This is a genomic window from Nocardioides thalensis (assembly GCF_013410655.1).
GTDB classification, from domain to species: Bacteria; Actinomycetota; Actinomycetes; order Propionibacteriales; family Nocardioidaceae; genus Nocardioides; species Nocardioides thalensis.
This window is the reverse complement of record NZ_JACCFP010000001.1, coordinates 122757-142179: the sequence shown is the minus strand read 5'-3', so window position 1 is coordinate 142179 and position 19423 is coordinate 122757. Positions and strand designations below refer to the sequence as shown.

The following is a 19423-nucleotide window of genomic DNA, read 5'->3' as shown; positions in this document are numbered from 1 at the left end:
CGTTGAGGTCGTAGGACTCAGAGTGACCTATAGGTCACTCTCACTCCTACGACTCGGCGAGGTAGGCCAGCTGCGCGCGCACCGACCACTCGGCGGCGCCCCACAGCGACTCGTCGACGTCGGCGTAGACGACCTCGACGACCTGCCGCGGCAGCTCGGGGTCCTCGGCGACCTCGGGGCCCAGCCCGGAGAGGTCGACACCGAGCCGGGCCAACGCGGCCTCCACCTGGTCGAGCCGCTCGCGCCGGTGCACGAGGTAGTAGTCGAGCACCGCGGCCGCGTCGTCGAGGACCGGGCCGTGCGCCGGCCAGAGCGAGGCGACCCGGCCGTCGGAGACCAGCGAGCGCATCCGGCCGATCGAGTCGAGGTAGGGACCGATCTGGCCGTCCGGGTGCACGACGACGGTCGTGCCGCGCCCCAGCACCATGTCGCCGGTCAGCAGCGCGCGGTCGGCCGGCAGCAGCAGCGAGATCGAGTCGGCGGTGTGGCCGGGCGTGGTGACGACCTCGGCGCGGAGGCCGGCGACGTCGAGGATCTCGCCGTCGGTGAGCGGGTCCGCTCGCCAGCACTGGTCGGGGTTGAGGGCGCGGACGCCGCAGCCCATTCGCTCGGCGAAGCTGCGCGCGGCCTCGGTGTGGTCGATGTGGTGATGGGTGACGACGACGGTGTCCACTTGGCCCGCGACCTCGGCGACGGCGTCGAGGTGCTCGTCGTGCAGCGGCCCGGGGTCGACCACGATCGACCGCTCGGCCGCAGGCTCGCGCAGCACCCAGGTGTTGGTGCCGTCGAGCGTCATGATGCCGGGGTTCGGCGCGAGCACGCAGCGGCCGCGGTCGCCGTACGCGCCGCCGCTCCAGGGTCCGGTCGGCGTCGGCGGCGGTGCGGTCGTCACGACGACGCGCCCCGGCGCGCGGCGACCAGGGGCCGGAGCCGGTCGGGCATCGACAGCGTGAAGCCCTCCCCCAGCGGCTCGACCGCAGGCGTGAACATGTCGACGGTGCGTCCCTCGGCGGCCGCGAACACCTCGCCGGCCGTCCCGTGCTGGCCGACCTCGAGGCAGGTGAGGTACGTCGGCGGCAGCATCGCGAGGGTGCCGGCGTCGGCGCGGTCGGCCGCCTCCGCGGCCGGCATCCAGACGACCGCGTCCGACTCGGTCGAGACGTCGCGGGTGCGCTGGCCCTCCGGGAGGTGCGCGACGAAGAACCACGTGCGATAGCGCTTGGGCTCGAAGACCGGCGTCTGCCAGCCGTCCCAGACGCCGAGCAGGTCGGTGCGCAGCACCAGCCCGCGACGGGCGAGGAAGTCGGTCATCGCGAGCTCGCGCGACTCCAGCGCGACCCGGTCGGCCTCCCAGTCCTCACCCGTGGTGTCGGCGACGACCTCGTCGGGCGACGCGCCGGCGAGCAGGACCCCGGACTCCTCGAACGTCTCGCGCACCGCGGCGCACACCAGTGCCCGGGCCAGCTCCTCGTCGCAGCCGAGCGACTCCGCCCACTCCTGCGGCGACGGGCCCGCCCACTGCACGGACGCGTCGAAGTCGCGCGGGTCGACGCCGCCGCCCGGGAAGACGCACATGCCGCCGGCGAAGTCCATCGTGACGTGCCGGCGGAGGAGGTAGACCTCCGGCGACCCCGACGACTCGGCCGAGCCGTCGCGGAGCAGCACCACCGTTGCCGCCGCACGGGGCTCGGCCGGCTCGCGGGTGCCGTCGTCGTACTCACGTGCGATCGCCGCGAGGTCGTCGGGCAGCGGCACCGGCGGCAGGGGGATCCGCACCCTCAGACCTCGACCACCAGCTCGACCTCGACCGGAGCGTCGAGCGGCAGCACGGGTACGCCGACCGCGGACCGGGCGTGGATGCCGGCCTCGCCGAACGCCTCGCCGAGCAGCTCGGACGCGCCGTTGGCGACGCCCGGCTGGGCGGTGAACTCGGGCGTCGACGCGACGAAGACGACCACCTTGACGACGCGCTTGACGGCGCTCAGGTCACCGATCTCCGCCTTGATCGCGGCGATCCCGTTGAGCGCGCACTGCTTCGCGCACTCGTAGGCCTCCTCCGGCGTCACCGAGCCACCGACCTTGCCGGTGGCGATGAGCTGGCCGTCGCGCATCGGGAGCTGGCCGGCGGTGAACACGTGCGAGCCGGACCGGACCGCCGGGACGTAGACCGCCACCGGCGGCACCACGTCGGGCACCGTGAGACCGAGCGCGGCGAGGTTCTCCTCGGGGGATGTCACGTCTCAGCCCGCCCCGTCACTCGGCCGGGCGCTTGAAGTAGGCGATGTCGTTGCCCTGCGGGCTCGGGACGAGGGTGACGAGCTCCCAGCCGTCCTGGCCGAAGTTGTTGAGGATCTGCGCCGCGGCGTGGTTGAGGACGGGCGCCACCTGGTACTCCCACTTGGTCATGCCCCGCACCCTACTCAGCCCGTCCCGGCGGTGGACACGGTGCTGTGGCGCCGGTCACGGGTTGTGCCACGATGCCCGGATGAATCTCGACAACGCCGTGTGGCTCCTCACCGGCCTGGCAGCCGTGGTCGTGCTGCTGACCCGGTCGCGGTTGTCCAACGAGCAGAGCCAAGCGGGCCACGCCACGGTCCCGCACGAGATCGTCAACGCCCACACGCTCATGGGCATCGTCGCTCTCGGGACCTGGATCTTCTACCTCAGCTCTCCCGGCACCACGCTCGGCATCGTGACCCTCGTCGCCTGGTGGATCGAGGTCGCCATCGGGCTGCTGATCCTCGGCCGCTGGATGGCGCGCCCGAGCAAGCACGCCGCCGACGCCACCGGCGACTCCTGGGGCCAGGGACCCGGCCTGTCCATCCTCGGCCACGTCGGGATGCTGCTCGGCATCTCGTTCTTCACCTGGATCGTGCTCGCCGACAAGATGGCGTGACCCCACCAGGCCTGACAGGTGCGACCCGGGTCCGACCCGGGGATCCACCCACGGTCTGACGTCCGCACCCCGGCGCCCGTCTACCGTGGCGGCGTGACCGCGCTGACCACCGACCGCCAGCCGTGGCGGCTGGGGCCGCGCGGCGAGCGCTGGTTCGACGTCGCGCTGGTCGCCGTGCTCGCGCTGCCGGCGCTCGCGTTCCTCGTCAACGAGTCGGTCGACGTGGGCGTCTTCATCCTGCTCGAGACCCTGCCGCTGCTGTGGCGCCGCCGCCGCCCGGCGCTGGTCTTCGCCGCGATCGCGATGGCCAGCCTCGCCCAGGTGGCGGTGCTGGACCTCCCGACCAGCGGCCAGGCGGCGTTCCCGATCGCGCTCTACTCGGTGGCGCGCTACGGCCGGCCCGCGGCGACGGCGGCCGCGGTCGTCGTCGGCTTCGCGGCCGCCGGCGTGGCGTCCTGGGACTGGCTCAAGGAGTACGACGAAACCAGCCGCGCCGCCTACGTGTCCTACTTCCTCAGCATGGTCACCGTGGTGGTCGCGGCCTGGGCGCTCGGTGCGCTCGGCCGCACCCGGGAGGCGTACGTCGCCGCGCTCATCGAGCGGGGCGAGCGGATCGCCCGCGACGCCGAGCAGCGGGTCGAGCTGGCCGCGCAGGAGGAGCGGGCCCGGATCGCCCGCGAGATGCACGACGTCGTCGCGCACGGGCTGACCACGATCGTGGTGCAGGCCGACGGTGCCCGCTATGCGGCCGCCACCTCCCCCGAGACCGCCGGCCGTGCGCTCGCGACCATCTCCGAGACCGGTCGCCAGTCCCTGACCGAGATGCGCAGCCTGCTCGGGCTGCTGCGGTCCGACGACACCGGCACCGCTCCGGTGCCGACCCTCTCCGACCTCCCGCGCCTCGTGGCCGGCGAGGAGGGCGTCTCCGCCGACCTCCCCGGCGCCGACGTCCAGGTCCCGCCAGGCGTGGGGCTGGCGGCGTACCGCATCGTGCAGGAGGCGCTGACCAACGTCCGCAAGCACGCCGGTCCCGAGGCCCGGGCCCGCGTCGCGGTCCGCGTCGCTGCCGACGCCGTCGACGTCACCGTCACCGATGACGGACGCGGCGCGACGGCGCCCGACGACGGGCGGGGCCACGGCATCGCCGGGATGCGCGAGCGGGCGGCTGTGCACGGTGGCACGTTCCGCGCCGGACCCCGCGCCGGCGGCGGCTTCGAGGTCGTGGCGAGGATCCCCCACAAAGGCGCCACCCGCGGGGTGGCGGGCGGGAGCAAGCAGTGAGTGAGCCGATCCGGGTCTTCCTCGTCGACGACCAGGAGCTGGTGCGCGCCGGCTTCCGGATGCTCATCGACAGCCAGCCCGACCTCGAGGTGGTCGGCGAGGCCGGCGACGGCCGCGAGGCGGTCGAGCGGCTGGCCGCCACCCGCTGCGACGTCGTGCTGATGGACGTGCGGATGCCGCGGATGGACGGCGTGGAGGCGACCCGGCTGCTCGCCGCGCGCGGCGACGGGCCGCAGGTGATCGTGCTGACGACGTTCGACCTCGACGAGTACGCGTTCGCCGCCATCAAGGCTGGCGCGGCCGCGTTCCTGCTCAAGGACGCGAACCCGGAGACTCTGCTCGGCGCGGTCCGCGCCGTGCACGCGGGCGACTCCGTCGTGGCGCCGAGCACCACGCGACGCCTGCTCGAGCACTTCGCAGCAGCGCTGCCCGATCCCGCCGCCCCTCCTCCCGACCGGCGGCTCGACTCCCTGACCGAGCGCGAGCACGAGGTGCTGGTGCTCGTCGGCCGCGGCCTGTCCAACACCGAGATCGCCGAGGCCTTCACCGTCTCCGAGGCGACGGTCAAGACGCACGTCGGCCGGCTGCTCGCCAAGACCGGCTCGCGCGACCGCGTGCAGCTGGTGGTCCTCGCCTACGAGACCGGGCTGGTCCGGCCCTCCTGAGTCAGACCCTCGTCGTACGGCGGGATCAAACTGCGGCCCGACGACTCCGACGCCGCCGGCGACGAGGCTCGTCGGCATGACCCTCACCGACACGAATGCCTCCACCACGACCGCGGCCAGCGCCCGCGGGCTCGCCAAGACTTACGGCCGCGGCGGCGTCGAGGTGCACGCCCTGCGCGGCGTCGACCTCGACCTCGCCCCCGGCCGGTTCACCGCGATCATGGGGCCGTCCGGCTCCGGCAAGTCGACCCTCATGCACTGCCTCGCCGGGCTCGACCAGCCCACCGCCGGCGAGGTCACCGTGGCCGGCACCCGCCTGGAGGCCCTGAGCGACGACGACCTGACCCGCTTCCGGCGCGACCACGTGGGCTTCGTCTTCCAGGCGTTCAACCTGCTGCCGATGCTCACCGCCGAGCAGAACATCTGGCTCCCGCTCGAGCTCGCGGGCCGCACGCCGGGCGAGCTGCGCGGCCGGTTCGACGAGGTGGTCGAGACCCTCGGGCTTACCGACCGCCTCGGCCACCGACCCGCCGAGCTGTCCGGCGGCCAGCAGCAGCGCGTCGCGATCGCACGGGCGCTCGTGGCCCGGCCCGCGATCGTCTTCGCCGACGAGCCGACCGGCAACCTCGACAGCTCGGCCTCCGCCGAGGTCCTCTCCTTCCTGCGCAGGTCGGTGCGCGAGCTGGGCCAGACGGTGGTCATGGTGACGCACGAGCTGGACGCCGCGGCGTACGCCGACGACGTGGTGGTGCTGGCCGACGGCCGCATCACTGCGCGCCTGACCGAGCCCACACCGGCCGAGCTGGTCGCGGCCCTCAAGGGCGGTGCCGCCTGATGCGCACCGTGCTCCTGGCGTCGCTCCGCGTCCACGCGCGCAGGTACGTCGCCGCCCTGCTCGCCGTCGCGATCGGCGTCGCCTTCGTCGTGGTGACCGCCGCGCTGTCCTCGGCCGCGCGCGACGGCTTGGTCGCGGGACTCGACGAGCCCTACGCCGGCGCCGACGTGGTGGTCGACAAGCCGCCGGCCGAGGACGCCGTACGGCTCCTGGACGAGGCGGCCGGGCACGACGCCGACGCGTGGCTGGTCGGCTGGACCATGCAGCCCGTCGCGCGGGACGGCACCGTCCTCGACGCCGAGGCCGACATCGCGCAGGTGCCCGACCCGGCCGATCGGCGCTGGCAGCTGCTCGAGGACGGTCGCTTCCCCGAGCGGTCGGGCGAGGCGCTCGTCGACGACGACGCGGCGCGCGCCGCCGGCGTGGTCGTCGGCGATCGGCTCACGATCGGCACCGGCGATCGCGCGCTCGACGTCGAGGTCGTCGGGCTCGCCGAGTCGCCGTCGGCCTTCTCCTCTGCCGCCGTGTGGCTGCGGTGGGACGACCTGGTGCGGTGGGAGGACTCTCTCTACGTCAGCAGCGTCGCGTGGGCGGGACCCGGCGACCACGACGCCGAGGTCGCCGTCGTCGAGGGGATCGCCCGCGGCGGAGACGCGCTGACCGTCGCCGACTTCGTGCGCCGCGTGCAGAAGGAGGTCAACAACGGCGTCGACGTCGCCCGCATCGTGCTGCTCGTCTTCGCCACGATCGCGCTCACCGTCGCGGTCATCGTCATCAACAACACGTTCGCGATCCTGTTCGCCCAGCGTGCGCGGGACCTCGCGCTGCTGCGCTGCGTGGGCGCGACCCGCCGCCAGCTGGTGCGCGCGGTGCGGCTCGAGTCGCTGGCCCTGGGTGTCGTCGCCGCGGCGGTCGGCGCCGTCGCCGGTCTCGGCGCCGGGCACGGCCTGGTCGCCCTCGTCCGCTCCGCCTGGCCCGACGTGCTGCTCGGTCGGGCCGAGGTGGGCGCCGGCTGGGTGCTCGGCGCTGCTGCGGTCGGGATCGCGGTGACGCTGCTGGCGGCCTCGCTGCCGACCCGCCGGGTCGCAGGCATGAGCCCGCTGGCCGCGCTCCGGCCCGACGACTCGGCGTCCGTCGCGACCGGCACCGGCCGGCGGCGGCTCGCGGCCGGTGTGGCGACGGTGGCGACCGGCTTCGTCCTGCTCGTGCTCTCGGTGGTCGCACACGCCCTCCCAGCGCTGCTGGTGGGTGGCGTGGTGACGTTCGCGGGAGTGCTCGTGCTCGGCCCGGTCCTGGTGCCCGGGCTGATCCGCGCGGCCGGCACCGCGCTCCGGCGCGTGCTCGGTCCGGCCGGCCGTCTCGCAGGCGTCAACGCGGTGCGCAACCCGCGCCGTACCGCCGCGACCGCGGCCTCGCTGCTGATCGGCGTCACGCTGACCACGGCGGTGCTGACCGGCACGGCCAGCGCGCGCGGGGCTCTCGACGGCCTGATGGACAGGGACCACCCGATCGACGTCGCGGTCACCTCGCCCGCCGCGAACCTCCCCGACGACGTGCTGACCGGTGTCCTCGACACCCCCGGCGTCGAGGACGCGGTGGCGATCCGCGGCGTGGTCGCCGAGGTCGAGGGCGCGGACGGGCCGGTCACCGTGCTGGCCCCGGAGGCCGGCGAGGTCACGCACTCGCCGGTGCTCGCCACCGACGACCGGCAGCTCCGCGTCTCCCGGGAGCTCGCCGCCGACCTGCCGCGCCGGGTCACCATGCGCGTCGGCGACCGCGAGCAGGAGCTGCGCGTCGTCGGGGACGAGGGGTTCGGCGACGCCGCGCTCGTCACTCCGGCGACGCTCGCGGAGCTGACCGCGACCCCCGAGCTGAGGGCGGTGTGGGTGCGCGCCACCGACGGGGCCGACGGCGAGGAGCTCGGCAGCATGCTGACCGCCCTGGCCCGGTCGGCCGACGTCGAGAACGGCCTGGTCAAGCGGGAGTACGTCGACCTGCAGCTCGACGTGATGACCGGCAGCATAGTCGGGCTGCTCGCCGTGGCGGTCGTGATCGCCCTCGTCGGCATCGCCAACACTCTCGGGCTGTCGGTGCTCGAGCGCGGCCGGGAGCACGCCCTGCTGCGTGCGCTCGGGCTCACCCGACGTCAGCTGCGGACGATGCTCGCGACCGAGGCGGTGCTGCTCGCCGTCGTCGCGACCCTGCTGGGCACGACGCTCGGCGTCGCGTTCGCCGGGTTCGGCGTCGAGGCGATGATCGAGCCAGTGGCCGCGGGCGCCGACCTGGTCCTCCCAGGGTGGCAGCTGGCCCTGACCGTCGTCATCGCGGCGGTCGCCGGCCTGGTCGCCTGCGTGCTGCCGGCCCGACGAGCGGCGCGGGTCGCGCCTGCTGCGGGGCTGGCGCTCGACTGAACGCCAGGGGCGGCGGCTCAGGTCCCGGGCGACCGGACCTTGGCGACCGAGCCGTCGCCGTTGGTGTCGTCGGCCCGGCGGGCCCGGCTCTCGGCGAGGTGCGAGAGCCGGCGCAGCGCCTCGACGTTGCGCAGCGAGAGGAGCACGTCGCGGACCGGCTTGATGATGAGCTGCGCGGGGCCGGACGAGGCGTCCTCCCACATCGTCACCCGGGTCTTGTCGGCGCCGATCGGCTCGCAGCCGATGTGCACCTTGCCCTCGCCGGCCGGCCATGCCCGCACGGTCAGCACGATCTCGTGCGGCCGGTCGACCGCCTCGACCGAGGTGGTGTCGCTGATCAGCAGCGGCCACGCGCCCACGGAGTGGTGGATCCGGCTGCCCGGCTCGGGCCACGCCTCGTCGACGTCGCGGATCCGGGCCGCGCCCACGACCCACGTCGCGTAGCTCCACCCGTCCGCGAGCACGTCGAAGACGTCGTCGGGACGGCAGTGGAAGACCCTCGATGTGCGGCTCATGGGTCCGAGGTACCCGCAGCGGGCCGCGGCATGTCCTCTGTCAGACCAGGCGTTGGAGGATCCGGGCGCCGACCCGGCGGCCGACGACGCCGGCCACCCGCGCCCCGGCGCCGAGCGGCGTGTGGCGCAGCAGCTCCTGGGCCGAGAGCGATCGGGCCCGGTCGTCGAACGACCCGTGGCAGCCGTGGTCGCCGGGCAGCGGCTCCCAGAGGTTGTCGCCGTCACGGACCGGCCGCTCGACCTGCTGGCCGTCGTAGCCCGTCTCCTTCAGCACCCGGTCGAGCGCACCGGGGAAGATCCGGTCGGCGAGCACGGTGCGGGTGGTGACGAACGAGACCTGCACGGCGCGCTCGCCGGTGCGCGCGGCGTAGAGGATCGCGTCGGCGGCGACCTCCGGCTGGAAGATCGGCGGCACCGGCTGCGGCGCGGCGTCGAGCAGGTTGCGGCACATGTCGAACTGCGGGGTGTTGACCGCCGGCAGGTTGACCTCGCTCACGGTGATCGCGCTGCCCTGGTGCAACAGCTCGCTGCGCAGGGAGTCCGACAGTCCCTGCACGGCGTGCTTCCCGGCGCAGTACGCCGACTGCAGCGGGATGCCGCGGTAGGCGAGCGCGCTGCCAACCTGCACGACCCGGCCGCGACCACGGGGGCGCATACAGCGCAGTGCGGCGCGGGTCCCGTTCGCCGTACCCCCGAAGACGACGGCGACGACGCGGTCGAAGTCGTCGGGGTCGACGTCCTCGAAGTCGCCCATGACCGTGACCATCGCGGAGTTGACCCAGACCTCGATCGGGCCGACCTCGTGCTCGATCCGATCGGCCGCGGCGTCGACGGCGACCCGGTCCGTGACGTCGACCCGCATCGCGCGGCACTCGGGCTGCCGGTCCTTCAGCTCCGCCTCGGTCGCGTCGAGCGCGTCCTGCCCGCGGGCGAGCACGACGACCGGGTGGCCCTCGTCGGCGAACGCGCGCGCCGCCGCGCGGCCCACGCCGGAGGTGCCTCCGGTCACCACCACGACCCCTCGTGCGTGCGGCGTGCTCATCGCGGGCTCCTCAGCTCGTGGACCAGTCGTCGGGGTGCGGCGACCAGGCCGCGGAGGCGGGCGTGCGCGAGCGCCGCCCGGGCGGCGTTGGACCCGCAGGCACCGTGGACCCCGCCGCCCGGGTGAGCGGAGGCGGAGCCGAGGTAGAGCCCGCGGATCGGCGTCTCGGCGCGGCCGAGTCCCGGCACGGGCCGGAACACCAGCTGCTGGTGGAGGCTCGCCGTACCGCCGTTGAGCGCGCCGTTGACGAGGTTGGCGTCGCGCGCCTGCATCTCCCGCGGGCCCAGCACCCGCCGGGCGAGCACCCGGTCGGCGAAGCCGGGGGCGTAGTCCTCGATCCGGCGCTGCATGCGGTCGGCCATCCGCTCGGCGTCGCTCTCGTCCCAGCTCCCGGTGATGCCGTCGGGGCCGGCGTCGCCGCGGGCGAGGTGCGGCAGGTGCGTGTAGGCCCACAGCGACTCGGCGCCCTCGGGCGCCCGGGTCGGGTCGGCCGCGGCCATCTGGCCGACGAGGAGGAACGGGCGGTCCGGCACCAGTCCGTCGGCGATCTGCGCCCCCTGTCGAGCGAGGTCGTCGATCCGCTCGGCGATGTGCACGGTGCCGGGCGCCTTCGCCGGGGCGGTCGTCCACGGCACCGGCCCCGAGAGCGCCCAGTCGACCTTGATCGTGCCGGGGTCCCAGCTGAAGCGGGTCATCCGCCGCCGGATCCGGGCCGGCAGGTCGAGCTCGGCGACGAGCTCGCCGTACAAGGCAGGCGCGCTCACGTCGGCGACGACCGCCTGCCGCACGCGCACCTCCTCCGTGCCCGCCCGTACGGCGACCGCGCGCCCGTCGCGGACGACCACCCGATCGACGCGGCAGCCGGTGACGATCCGGCCCCCCGCGGCCTCGAGCCGGCGGGCCATCGCGCCCGAGAACGCCCCGGCGCCACCGACGGGCACCGGGTAGCCGAGGTGCTGGCCGATCATCGCCAGCAGCCAGCCCATGACCGTGGAGCCGACGCCGTCCATGGCGATGTCGGCGTGGCCCGCGTTGGCGGCCAGCAGCATCTTCGCGCCGTCGCTGCGGAACCGCTGGTCGGCGACCTCCCGCATCGGCGCGAGGATCTCGCGCACGAAGTCGAGCCCGCCGGCGCCCCGCAGTCGGGCGACGGCGCCGAGGCCCGCTTTGACCGGGGGGAACGGCGCGAGCAGCGCGCCGATCACCTGCTCGCCGATCGCGTCCCACTGGCGGCACAGGTCGAGCCAGGCGTCGCCGTCGCCGGGGTGCAGGCCCTCGAGCGCGGCCGCGGTGTCGTCGCGGTCGGGGTGCACGAGCGCCCAGGCACCGGCGCGGTACGGCGTGCCGAACACCGCCGGGGCGTGCGCCCACTCGAGCCCGTGCCTCTCCAGGCCCAGTCCCCGGATCGTCGGGCTCACCGCCGCGAGCGGGTAGAACGAGCTGAACGTGTCGTGCACGAAGCCGTCGCGCACCGCGCTGTCGCTCGCGACGGCGCCGCCCACCCGGTCCTGCTCCTCGAGCACGACGACGTCCCAGCCGGCGTCCGCCAGCAGGTTCGCCGCGACGAGACCGTTGGGCCCGCTGCCGATCACGACGGCGTCGACCTCGGCGGTCAGTTGGGTCATCTGGTCTCCTCCGGTCGGTCGCTGCGGTACCCGGGCATGCCGTCCGGAAACACTCTCCACCCCCGGAGCCCCACACGGCACGTCCTAGGCTGCCCCTGTGAGCGACTGGCCGAAGGTGCGACTGCACGTGGTCACCGGGAAGGGTGGCACCGGCAAGTCCACGGTGGCGTCGGCGCTGGCGATCGCACTCGCCGGTCGCGGCAAGAACGTGCTGCTCTGCGAGGTCGAGGGCCGGCAGGGCATCGCCCGGATGTTCGACGTCGACCCGCTCCCCTACGAAGAGCGGAGGCTGACGACCGGCCTGCCCAACGAGTCCGGGGGCCGCGGCGTCGTGCACGCGCTGCACATCGACGCCGAGTCGGCGCTCCTGGAGTACCTCGCCATGTACTACCGGCTCGGCCGCGCCGGGCGAGCTCTCGACCGGTTCGGGTTCATCGAGTTCGCGACCACCATCGCGCCCGGCGTCCGCGACGTGCTGCTCAGCGGCAAGGTCTACGAGGCCGTGCAGCGCAACAGCCGCAACAAGGGCGCGATCGACTACGACGCGGTCGTGCTCGACGCGCCGCCGACGGGGCGGATCGCGCAGTTCCTCAACGTCGGCGGCGAGGTGGGCGGCCTGGCCAAGGTCGGGCCGGTGAAAGCGCAGTCCGACACGATGATGACGCTCTTCCGGTCGCCCCGGACCGCCGTACACCTGGTGACCGTGCTGGAGGAGATGCCCGTGCAGGAGACCGCCGACGGCATCGCCGAGCTGCGGGCGGCGCGGCTGCCCGTGGGCGGCGTGATCGTCAACCAGGTGCGGCCGAAGGACCTGACGCCCGACGACCTGGCCGCGGCCCGCGCCGGGGCGCTCGACCGCGGTCGCGTCGAGGCGGACCTCAAGGCCGCCGGCGTCGAGCACGACGCCGCGCTGGTCGACGGCCTGCTCGCCGAGGCGCAGGACCACGCAGTGCGCCGCGCCCTGGAGGACTCCCAGCGCGAGATCGTCGCGCGGCTCAACGCTCCGAGCTACGAGCTGCCCCGGCTCGCCGCCGGCATCGACCTCGGCGCGCTCTACGAGCTGGCCGGCCACCTGCGCGCCCAGGGCCTTGCATGAGCGCGGCGGCACGACGGTCCCGGGTCCGCGTCGGACCCTCCGGGAAGCACGCCGGTGAGCTCGACGTCGACGCCCTGATCGACGACCCGGGGACGGGGATCATCGTCTGCTGCGGGTCCGGCGGCGTCGGCAAGACCACCACGTCGGCGGCCCTCGCCCTGCGCGCGGCCGAGCGGGGGCGCAAGGTCGTCGTGCTCACGATCGATCCCGCCCGACGGCTGGCGCAGTCGATGGGCATCGAGGAGCTCGACAACACCCCCCGGCCCGTCCAGGGCGTCGCGGGGTCCGGGAGCCTCGACGCGATGATGCTCGACATGAAGCGCACCTTCGACGAGGTGGTCGAGTCGCAGGCCAGCCCGGAGAAGGCGAAGCAGATCCTGGCCAACCCGTTCTACATCGCGCTGTCGAGCTCGTTCGCGGGCACGCAGGAGTACATGGCGATGGAGAAGCTCGGCCAGATCCACCGCGACTGCGTGGTCGAGACCGGCCAGTACGACCTGATCGTCGTCGACACCCCGCCCTCGCGGTCGGCACTCGACTTCCTCGACGCGCCCGAGCGGCTGTCGAGCTTCCTCGACGGCCGGTTCGTGCGGATGCTGCTCGCGCCGGCGCGCGGTCCGGCGAGGTTGATGACCGCAGGCGTGGGCCTGGTGACGGGTGCGATGACGAAGATCCTGGGCGCGCAGTTCCTCAAGGACCTGCAGACGTTCATCACCGCGCTCGACACCGTCTTCGGCGGCTTCCGGCAGCGGGCGCAGCGCACGTACTCACTGCTCCAGGCCGACGGCACGGCGTTCCTGGTGGTGGCGGCGCCCGAGGCCGACGCGCTGCGCGAGGCGGCGTACTTCGTCGAGCGGCTCACCGAGGACGACATGCCGCTGGCCGGCCTCGTCGTCAACCGGGCCAGCCCCGACCCGGGCGGCACGCTCTCCGCGGAGGAGGCGCTCGCCGGCGCCGCGCGCTTGCCGCAGTCGCTGACGGCCGGGCTGCTCCGGCTGCACGCGGACCGGGTCCACATGGTCGAGCGGGAGCGCAGGCTGCGCGAGCAGTTCGCCGTGGCGCACCCGCAGGTGCCCGCGGCCGTCGTACCGGCGCTCGCCGGCGACGTGCACGACCTCGACGGCCTGCGCCGCGTCGGCGACCTCCTCGCCGGCCGATCCTGACGACCCGGCGCCGACCGATCCGGTCGTCGTCAGGAGGTCAGGTCCGACCTCGCGGAAGGATCAGGCGGTGACGGCCTTCTGCTGCGCCTTGGTGCGCGCCGTCTCGAGGACGTTGCGCCACGACGCGTTGGGGTGACGCCGCAGGAGCGCACGACGCTCCCGCTCGGTCATTCCGCCCCAGACGCCCCACTCGATCTGGTTGTCCAGCGCCTCGGCAAGGCACTCGGTGCGAACGACGCACCCCTGGCACACCTGCTTGGCCTGGTTCTGCTCGGCCCCTTTGACGAACAGCTCGTCCGGCTTAGCCGTTTCACGACACGCTGCGCGCATGGCCCATTCTTCGACCCACATGTTGTCCCCACTCTGCGAGAAGGGTGACGCCCCCACAGCGTCGCTGGTCCCTTCTCAGGGCATAAAGGTAAAGGCACGGGTCCCAAAAAGACATCGCTCTTAGGAATCAACTGTCTAGTCACAACGGACTAGATCCACGGCGGGCACGGTGCGCGGGGTGCGCCGACGTACCCTAGGGGCCATGTCAAAGTCCCGGCCCGACCGCCTCGGCGCCCCCAAGGTGGCCTCCCACCTGGGGGTCATGCTCATCGTCGCCGCCGTCCTCGGCGTGGTGGTCTCGGGGCTCGCGATCCCGTTCGCCGGCGTGCTGGGCTTCGCCGCCCGCAACGTGTCGGAGTCGATCGACGACCTGCCGCAGGAGCTCGAGACCGAGCAGCTGCCGCAGCGGACCACGATCCTCGACAAGGCCGGCAACACGATCGCGACGGTCTACGACCAGAACCGCATCAACGTCGACCTGGTCAACATCTCCCGGATCATGACGAAGGCGATCGTCGCGATCGAGGACTACCGCTTCTACCAGCACGGTGCGCTCGACATCAAGGGCACGCTCCGCGCGCTCTTCACCAACCAGGCCGCCAACGGGGTGGTCCAGGGCGGGTCGTCCATCACGCAGCAGCTGGTCAAGCTCACCCTCCAGAACCAGGCTCTCCTGGCCGGCGACGAGGAGGCCGAGGAGGCGGCGACCGACGACACCTACGCGCGCAAGCTGCGCGAGCTGCGCTACGCGATCGCGCTGGAGAAGGAGCACACCAAGGACTGGATCCTGGAGCGCTACCTCAACACGGCCTACTTCGGCGACAGCGCTCACGGCATCCAGGCCGCGGCACAGCACTACTTCGGCATCAACGCCAAGGACCTCGACCTCCAGCAGTCGGCTCTCCTCGCCGGCCTGGTGCAGAGCCCCGAGGCGTTCAACCCGGTCGAGAACCCGCAGGCGGCGCGCGAACGGCGCGACATCGTCCTGGACCGGATGGCCGAGCTCAACGTCATCTCCGAGGAGAAGGCCGAGGAGGTCAAGAAGCAGGGTCTCCAGCTCGACCCCCAGCCGATGAGCAACGGCTGCGTGAGCTCGCGGGCGCCGTTCTTCTGCGACTACGTCCTCGCCTACCTCAAGAAGGACCCCGACCTGGGTCGCACGCCGGCCGAGCGGCTGCGCCTGGTGCGCAGCGGCGGCCTGACGATCACCACGACGATCGACACGCGCATGCAGGACTCCGCCCAGCGGGCCGTCTCGGCCAACGTCTTCCCGCGCGAAGGCGCGATCGGGGCGCTCGCCCTGGTCCAGCCCGGGACGGGCGAGGTCAAGGCCGTCGCCCAGTCGCGACCGATGGGCGCCGACACCGCGGCGGGACAGACCTATCTCAACTACACCGTCCCGCCGGCGCTGGGCAACGCGCGCGGCTTCCAGTCCGGATCGACGTTCAAGCCGTTCGTGCTGGCATCGGCCATCGACCAGGGCATCCCGCTGACCTGGACGAAGTCGGTGCCGGGCACCATGAACATCGCCGAGAACCGCTTCAAGACCTGCGACGGCTACTACCAGAGCAGCAGCGTCTGGGACGTCAGCAACTACGACTTCTCCGGGCACACCGTGAACCTCTACAGCGGCACCCAGCTGTCCGTGAACACGTTCTTCGCGCTGCTCGAGGAGCGCACCGGCATCTGCGCACCGTGGAAGCTGGCCAACGACCTCGGCCTCAACCTCAGCGAGGACTGGATCAAGCCCTCCTTCGTGCTCGGCATCGCCGACGTCAGCCCGCTCGCGATGGCCGAGGCCTACGCGACGTTCGCCGCCCGGGGCCAACACTGCGAGTCGCGCCCGGTGGTCAAGATCGAGGACGCCGACGGCAACGTGCTCAAGGAGTACGACCCCCACTGCACCCAGGTGTTGCCCGGCCCCGTCGCCGACGCCGTCAACGACGTGCTCCAGGGTGTCATCGACCCGGGCGGCTTCGCCGACGACTGGCACCCGGGCCAGGAGGCCGCCGGCAAGACGGGCACCACGTCCGACAACACCGCCGTGTGGTTCACCGGCTACACGCCGAACCTCGCCGGTGCGGCGATGGTCGCGGGCGTCAACGAGGCCGGGGAGCCGGAGACGATCGAGGGCAAGGTCATCGGCGGCTACACCCGTTACAGCACGTCCGGCTCCGGTACGGCGGCGCCCATCTGGGGCACCGCGTTCCGCGAGATCGCGGCCTACCTCGAGGACGAGACGTTCGTGCAGCCCGACTCGGCCGACATCGCGGGTGTCCTCATCGAGGTCCCGTACGTCGCGCCGTGCTCGTCGATCTCCGGTGCGGAGGCGACGCTCGAGGGCGCCGGCTTCTCCGCGGTCACCGGGCCGTACGTCAACTCCAGCTGCCCGCGCGGCACCGTCGCCTACACGAGTCACGGAGCCGGCGAGACGCTCGGCTCGGGTGACACCGTGACGATCTACGTCTCCGACGGCACGCCCGCGCGGCCGCCCAAGAAGGACAACAACGGTGGCGGCGGCAACGGCGGTGGCGGCAACGGCGGTGGCAACGGCAACAACGGCAACGGGAACGGGAACGGCAACGGAGGCCGCGGGAACGGCTGAGCGCGCCTCGCTCAGCCCAGCTGCCGGCGTACCTCCGCGGCGACGGCGGCGCCGTCGGCCCGGCCCTTGACCTGCGGCTGGACGACACCCATCACCTTGCCCATCGCCTTCGGGCCTGCACCGGCAGCGTCGAGCTGCTCGACCGCTGCGGTGACGATCTTCGAGATCTCCTCGGGAGAGAGCTGCTGGGGCAGGTAGTCGGCGATGACGCCCGCCTCGGCGCGCTCCTTGGCCGCGCTCTCCGGGCGGCCACCCTCCTCGAACGCCACCGCGGCCTCGCGGCGCTTCTTCGCCTCGGACGACAGCACTCCGATGATCTCGTCGTCGGTGAGCTCCTTCGCCACCTTGCCCGCGACCTCGGCGTTGGTGACGGAGGTGAGGATCATCCGCAGCGTGCCGGAGCGCAGCTCGTCGCGTGCCTTCATCGCGGCGGTCAGGTCGGCGCGGAGGCGGTCCTTGAGGGTGCTCATGGTGAGCATTCTGCCGGTCGTGTGGAAACCTGTCCGCGTGGGATTCGTGCGAGCTCTCGGGGCGTTGGCAGGGGCGGGCGTCACCGCCGGCGCCGCGGTCACGGCGTACGCCGTCAGGGAGACCCGGCAGTACACGCTCCGCGAGGTCGAGGCGGCCGCCCTGCCGGCGGGGATGCGGCCGCTGCGGGTGCTGCACCTGAGCGACCTCCACATGACGCCGGGCCAGCGCCGCAAGCAGGAATGGGTGCGGCGACTCGCCGACCTCGAGCCCGACCTCGTCGTCGACACCGGCGACAACCTCGCCCACAAGGACGCCGTGCCGTTCGTGCTCGACGCGCTCGGGCCGCTGCTCGACCGGCCCGGGGTGTTCGTGCACGGCTCCAACGACTACTTCTCGCCGAGCTTCCGCAACCCGTTCGTCTACCTGCTCCCGGACTCCGGCAAGCGGCACACGTCGGTGCCGCAGCTGCCGTGGGGCGAGCTCACCAAGGGCCTTGCTGGAGCCGGCTGGCTCGACCTGACCAACCGGCGGGCCCAGCTCGACGCCGGCGAGGCACGGATCGCGTTCGCGGGGGTCGACGACCCGCACCTCGAGTACGACGACCTGGGCGCCGTCGCCGGTCCGGCGGATCCTGACGCCGACCTGCGGCTCGGGGTGACGCACGCGCCGTACCTGCGGGTCCTGGACCAGTTCGCCGCCGACGGCTACGACGCGGTGCTCGCCGGGCACACCCACGGCGGGCAGGTCCGCCTGCCGCGCGGGCCGGGCCGGCCGAGCCGGGCGCTGACCACCAACTGCGACCTGGACCCTGAGCGGGCCAGCGGCCTCCACCGGCACCCCGCCGCATCCCGCCCCGGCGACCCGGGATCGGCCTGGCTGCACGTGTCGGCCGGGCTCGGCACCAGCCCCTACGCGCAGGTCCGGGTGGCCTGCCGGCCCGAGGCCACGCTGCTCACGCTGACGCCCGGGACCGAGGCTGAGCCCGATTAGGGACCGATCACGCCGCTCCGGTACGCTCTGGGCCTTGTGAGCCGCCACCCGCGGAGCACATCGGGCTGTGGCGCAGTTTGGTAGCGCGCCTCGTTCGGGACGAGGAGGCCGCAGGTTCAAATCCTGTCAGCCCGACCAGTCGCCCGGCCCCACTCCGGTGGGTGCCGGGCGGTCGTCATTTTGGACCTCAGGAAGCGCGCGATCACGAGCCGGGCACGCCTCGGCGACCGCCCTCGACGTGACACACTGCACCCCATGTCTGACGAGCAGGACAAGCTGAAGCTCAGCCTGGAGCCCCCCAAGCTGTTCGGGCGGAAGAAGAAGCCGGCCTCCGGCGACTCCGCCGCGAAGCCCCCTGCCCCGCGCCGTCCCTCCCGCCCGACGCCGGCCGCTACCCCCGCCGAGGAGCCCATCGAGGAGCCCACCGACACCAGCGACGAGCCGAGCACCGACGAGCCCGCCGAGGAGGTCTCGGCGACCACGGGCGCCGACACCGCCGAGCCGACCCAGGTCCTGCACGACCTGCCGGAGGCCGAGCCGGAGCCCGAGCCCGAGCCTGAGGAGAAGTGGGCTCCGACGCCCGCGGACGCGGCAAGCACGTCCGACACGATCGTCGAGCCCGAGGTCGAGCCGGCCCCGGAGCCCGGACCCGAGCCGGAGCCGGAGCCCGGGCCGACGCCCGACCCCGCTCCCGAGCCGCAGCCGACGCCCGAGCCCTCACCGATGCCCGAGCCCGACCCGGTCTCGACACCCGCTCCGGAGCCGGAGCCGGAGCCCGCACCGGCGGCCGAGCCGCCCGCAGCCGCGGCGAAGAAGGCGCCGGCCAAGAAGGCCCCGGCAAAGAAGCCCGCCGCCGCCAGCACGCCGGTCGAGCCCGTGGCGAAGAAGGCCGCGCCGGCTGCCAAGAAGGAAACGGTGCCGGCCGCGAAGAAGGCGGCTCCCCCCGCCAAGAAGACCGCTCCTGCCGCGAAGAAGGCGGTCGCGGACCCGGGCCCGGTGGAGGCGCAGCCGCTGGCCGACTACGAGCGCGAGGACGCCGAGATCCTCGCCGCGGCCGAAGCCGACGAGGCTCCGCTGCTCGACCGCTACCCCGCTGCAGCGCTGACCGGCGGCGTCGTGGGCATCGCCGCGGTCGCGCTGATCTGGCTCTTCCTCCGCGGTTGCGAGGCCGTCCGCGGCACCGCCTCGTGCGGCGGCGGTCCCGGCTTCATCCTGCTGCTCGTGACGTTCGCGGCGTGCGTGCTGGTGGGCACCGCCCTGCTCCGCACGTTCGCCGTCAAGGAACCCGGCACCACCAGCTTCCTCGCCGCTGGCGTCGTGGCCGCGATCTCACTGACCTTCCTCGTCGACCTGCTCGACGACTGGCCGATCGCGATCGTCGTTCCGATCCTGGCCGTCGCCTCCTACGTCGGCTCGGTCAAGCTCACCGACCTCATCGAGGAGACCGCCTCCGACTGAGGCTCGCCGAACCGGCGAGGTTCGGGGTGCGAACCGGCGA

19 protein-coding genes and 1 tRNA gene are annotated in these 19423 nt (G+C 73.4%); 11 read left to right on the top strand and 9 right to left on the bottom strand.

The genetic code is table 11. From position 1 onward, the window contains the following. Nucleotides 1-46: 46 nt before the first annotated feature. Genes HNR19_RS00690 through sp36 form a run of 4 tightly spaced genes read right to left on the bottom strand, consistent with a single transcriptional unit; the run spans nucleotide 47 to nucleotide 2406 of the window. Nucleotides 47-892: an MBL fold metallo-hydrolase gene (locus HNR19_RS00690; protein WP_343046982.1), complete on the bottom strand. Its 846-nt coding sequence runs from the start codon at nucleotides 890-892 to the stop codon at nucleotides 47-49. Further along, nucleotides 889-1776: an NUDIX hydrolase gene (locus tag HNR19_RS00685; protein WP_179666089.1), complete on the bottom strand. Its 888-nt coding sequence runs from the start codon at nucleotides 1774-1776 to the stop codon at nucleotides 889-891. Before HNR19_RS00685 ends, HNR19_RS00690 begins: the two co-directional genes overlap by 4 nt. A 2-nt stretch (nucleotides 1777-1778) precedes the next feature. Beyond that, on the bottom strand, nucleotides 1779-2237 hold the full coding sequence (locus HNR19_RS00680) for an Atu1372/SO_1960 family protein (RefSeq protein WP_179666088.1): 459 nt from the start codon (nucleotides 2235-2237) through the stop codon (nucleotides 1779-1781). A gap of 16 nt (nucleotides 2238-2253) precedes the next feature. Continuing rightward, on the bottom strand, nucleotides 2254-2406 hold the full coding sequence (gene sp36 / locus HNR19_RS00675) for a Sp36 family protein (protein ID WP_179666087.1): 153 nt from the start codon (nucleotides 2404-2406) through the stop codon (nucleotides 2254-2256). A 79-nt stretch (nucleotides 2407-2485) separates the two neighbouring features. On the opposite strand from sp36, the gene HNR19_RS00670 reads away from it, so the two are divergent. From HNR19_RS00670 to HNR19_RS00650, 5 genes are all read left to right on the top strand, one after another. Further along, nucleotides 2486-2896 (top strand): hypothetical protein, encoded by a 411-nt coding sequence (locus HNR19_RS00670; RefSeq protein ID WP_179666086.1) that lies wholly within the window; start codon nucleotides 2486-2488, stop codon nucleotides 2894-2896. A 93-nt stretch (nucleotides 2897-2989) separates the two neighbouring features. After that, nucleotides 2990-4177, top strand: a complete 1188-nt coding sequence (locus tag HNR19_RS23050; protein WP_179666085.1) for a DUF7134 domain-containing protein — start codon at nucleotides 2990-2992, stop codon at nucleotides 4175-4177. Beyond that, complete coding sequence (locus HNR19_RS00660; RefSeq protein WP_179666084.1) at nucleotides 4174-4842, top strand: response regulator; 669 nt, start codon at nucleotides 4174-4176, stop codon at nucleotides 4840-4842. Before HNR19_RS23050 ends, HNR19_RS00660 begins: the two co-directional genes overlap by 4 nt. A gap of 76 nt (nucleotides 4843-4918) precedes the next feature. Then, entirely contained in the window at nucleotides 4919-5677 is a 759-nt protein-coding gene (locus tag HNR19_RS00655; RefSeq protein ID WP_179666083.1) for an ABC transporter ATP-binding protein, read from the top strand. Next, nucleotides 5677-8088 carry an ABC transporter permease gene (locus HNR19_RS00650; RefSeq protein ID WP_179666082.1) on the top strand — a complete coding sequence of 804 codons (2412 nt, stop codon included), beginning with the start codon at nucleotides 5677-5679 and terminating at the stop codon, nucleotides 8086-8088. The genes HNR19_RS00655 and HNR19_RS00650 overlap by 1 nt, the downstream gene beginning before the upstream one ends. A gap of 17 nt (nucleotides 8089-8105) precedes the next feature. Here the strand turns inward: HNR19_RS00650 and HNR19_RS00645 are convergent, their stop codons facing one another. The 3 genes from HNR19_RS00645 to HNR19_RS00635 are packed head-to-tail and all read right to left on the bottom strand — an operon-like array spanning nucleotide 8106 to nucleotide 11270. Next, the gene (locus tag HNR19_RS00645; RefSeq protein WP_179666081.1) at nucleotides 8106-8603 is read right to left on the bottom strand and encodes an SRPBCC family protein; all 498 of its coding nucleotides are present in this window, start codon (nucleotides 8601-8603) and stop codon (nucleotides 8106-8108) included. Nucleotides 8604-8643: 40 nt separating this feature from the next. Further along, the gene (locus HNR19_RS00640; RefSeq protein ID WP_179666080.1) at nucleotides 8644-9645 is read right to left on the bottom strand and encodes an SDR family oxidoreductase; all 1002 of its coding nucleotides are present in this window, start codon (nucleotides 9643-9645) and stop codon (nucleotides 8644-8646) included. Then, entirely contained in the window at nucleotides 9642-11270 is a 1629-nt protein-coding gene (locus HNR19_RS00635) for a phytoene desaturase family protein (RefSeq protein ID WP_179666079.1), read from the bottom strand. The genes HNR19_RS00640 and HNR19_RS00635 overlap by 4 nt, the downstream gene beginning before the upstream one ends. A 97-nt stretch (nucleotides 11271-11367) precedes the next feature. Here HNR19_RS00635 and bagA point away from each other — a divergent pair, with 97 nt between their 5' ends. Together bagA and bagB are read left to right on the top strand one after the other, a co-directional pair. Continuing rightward, nucleotides 11368-12366, top strand: a complete 999-nt coding sequence (bagA, locus tag HNR19_RS00630) for an ATPase BagA (protein WP_179666078.1) — start codon at nucleotides 11368-11370, stop codon at nucleotides 12364-12366. Next, the gene (gene bagB / locus HNR19_RS00625; protein ID WP_179666077.1) at nucleotides 12363-13529 is read left to right on the top strand and encodes an ArsA family ATPase; all 1167 of its coding nucleotides are present in this window, start codon (nucleotides 12363-12365) and stop codon (nucleotides 13527-13529) included. The genes bagA and bagB overlap by 4 nt, the downstream gene beginning before the upstream one ends. Nucleotides 13530-13589: 60 nt before the next feature. Here bagB and HNR19_RS00620 read toward each other — a convergent pair whose 3' ends face one another. Then, nucleotides 13590-13880: a WhiB family transcriptional regulator gene (locus HNR19_RS00620; RefSeq protein ID WP_179666076.1), complete on the bottom strand. Its 291-nt coding sequence runs from the start codon at nucleotides 13878-13880 to the stop codon at nucleotides 13590-13592. 181 nt (nucleotides 13881-14061) lie between these two features. Here HNR19_RS00620 and HNR19_RS00615 point away from each other — a divergent pair, with 181 nt between their 5' ends. Further along, nucleotides 14062-16464 (top strand): penicillin-binding protein, encoded by a 2403-nt coding sequence (locus tag HNR19_RS00615; protein ID WP_179666075.1) that lies wholly within the window; start codon nucleotides 14062-14064, stop codon nucleotides 16462-16464. A gap of 11 nt (nucleotides 16465-16475) precedes the next feature. Here HNR19_RS00615 and HNR19_RS00610 read toward each other — a convergent pair whose 3' ends face one another. Then, entirely contained in the window at nucleotides 16476-16934 is a 459-nt protein-coding gene (locus tag HNR19_RS00610) for a GatB/YqeY domain-containing protein (RefSeq protein WP_179666074.1), read from the bottom strand. Between the two features lie 37 nt (nucleotides 16935-16971). On the opposite strand from HNR19_RS00610, the gene HNR19_RS00605 reads away from it, so the two are divergent. The 3 genes from HNR19_RS00605 to HNR19_RS00595 all read left to right on the top strand — a co-directional run bounded on the left by HNR19_RS00605 (nucleotide 16972) and on the right by HNR19_RS00595 (nucleotide 19383). Next, nucleotides 16972-17925, top strand: a complete 954-nt coding sequence (locus HNR19_RS00605; protein WP_343046981.1) for a metallophosphoesterase — start codon at nucleotides 16972-16974, stop codon at nucleotides 17923-17925. A gap of 61 nt (nucleotides 17926-17986) precedes the next feature. Continuing rightward, a tRNA-Pro gene (locus tag HNR19_RS00600) sits at nucleotides 17987-18063 on the top strand. A gap of 117 nt (nucleotides 18064-18180) precedes the next feature. Beyond that, nucleotides 18181-19383, top strand: coding sequence for a hypothetical protein (locus tag HNR19_RS00595; protein ID WP_179666072.1), 1203 nt, complete (start codon nucleotides 18181-18183; stop codon nucleotides 19381-19383). Nucleotides 19384-19423: the final 40 nt, after the last annotated feature.

Excerpts from the sequence above, each read along its gene's own strand:
- HNR19_RS00645 (WP_179666081.1), bottom strand. The coding sequence starts at position 8,603 with ATGAGCCGCACATCGAGGGTCTTCCACTGCCGTCCCGACGACGTCTTC.
- sp36 (WP_179666087.1), bottom strand. The coding sequence starts at position 2,406 with ATGACCAAGTGGGAGTACCAGGTGGCGCCCGTCCTCAACCACGCCGCG.
- HNR19_RS00595 (WP_179666072.1), top strand. The coding sequence starts at position 18,181 with ATGTCTGACGAGCAGGACAAGCTGAAGCTCAGCCTGGAGCCCCCCAAG.
- HNR19_RS00640 (WP_179666080.1), bottom strand. The coding sequence starts at position 9,645 with ATGAGCACGCCGCACGCACGAGGGGTCGTGGTGGTGACCGGAGGCACC.
- bagB (WP_179666077.1), top strand. The coding sequence starts at position 12,363 with ATGAGCGCGGCGGCACGACGGTCCCGGGTCCGCGTCGGACCCTCCGGG.
- HNR19_RS00615 (WP_179666075.1), top strand. The coding sequence starts at position 14,062 with ATGTCAAAGTCCCGGCCCGACCGCCTCGGCGCCCCCAAGGTGGCCTCC.
- HNR19_RS00610 (WP_179666074.1), bottom strand. The coding sequence starts at position 16,934 with ATGAGCACCCTCAAGGACCGCCTCCGCGCCGACCTGACCGCCGCGATG.
- HNR19_RS00670 (WP_179666086.1), top strand. The coding sequence starts at position 2,486 with ATGAATCTCGACAACGCCGTGTGGCTCCTCACCGGCCTGGCAGCCGTG.
- HNR19_RS00620 (WP_179666076.1), bottom strand. The coding sequence starts at position 13,880 with ATGTGGGTCGAAGAATGGGCCATGCGCGCAGCGTGTCGTGAAACGGCT.
- HNR19_RS00655 (WP_179666083.1), top strand. The coding sequence starts at position 4,919 with ATGACCCTCACCGACACGAATGCCTCCACCACGACCGCGGCCAGCGCC.
- HNR19_RS00635 (WP_179666079.1), bottom strand. The coding sequence starts at position 11,270 with ATGACCCAACTGACCGCCGAGGTCGACGCCGTCGTGATCGGCAGCGGG.
- HNR19_RS00650 (WP_179666082.1), top strand. The coding sequence starts at position 5,677 with ATGCGCACCGTGCTCCTGGCGTCGCTCCGCGTCCACGCGCGCAGGTAC.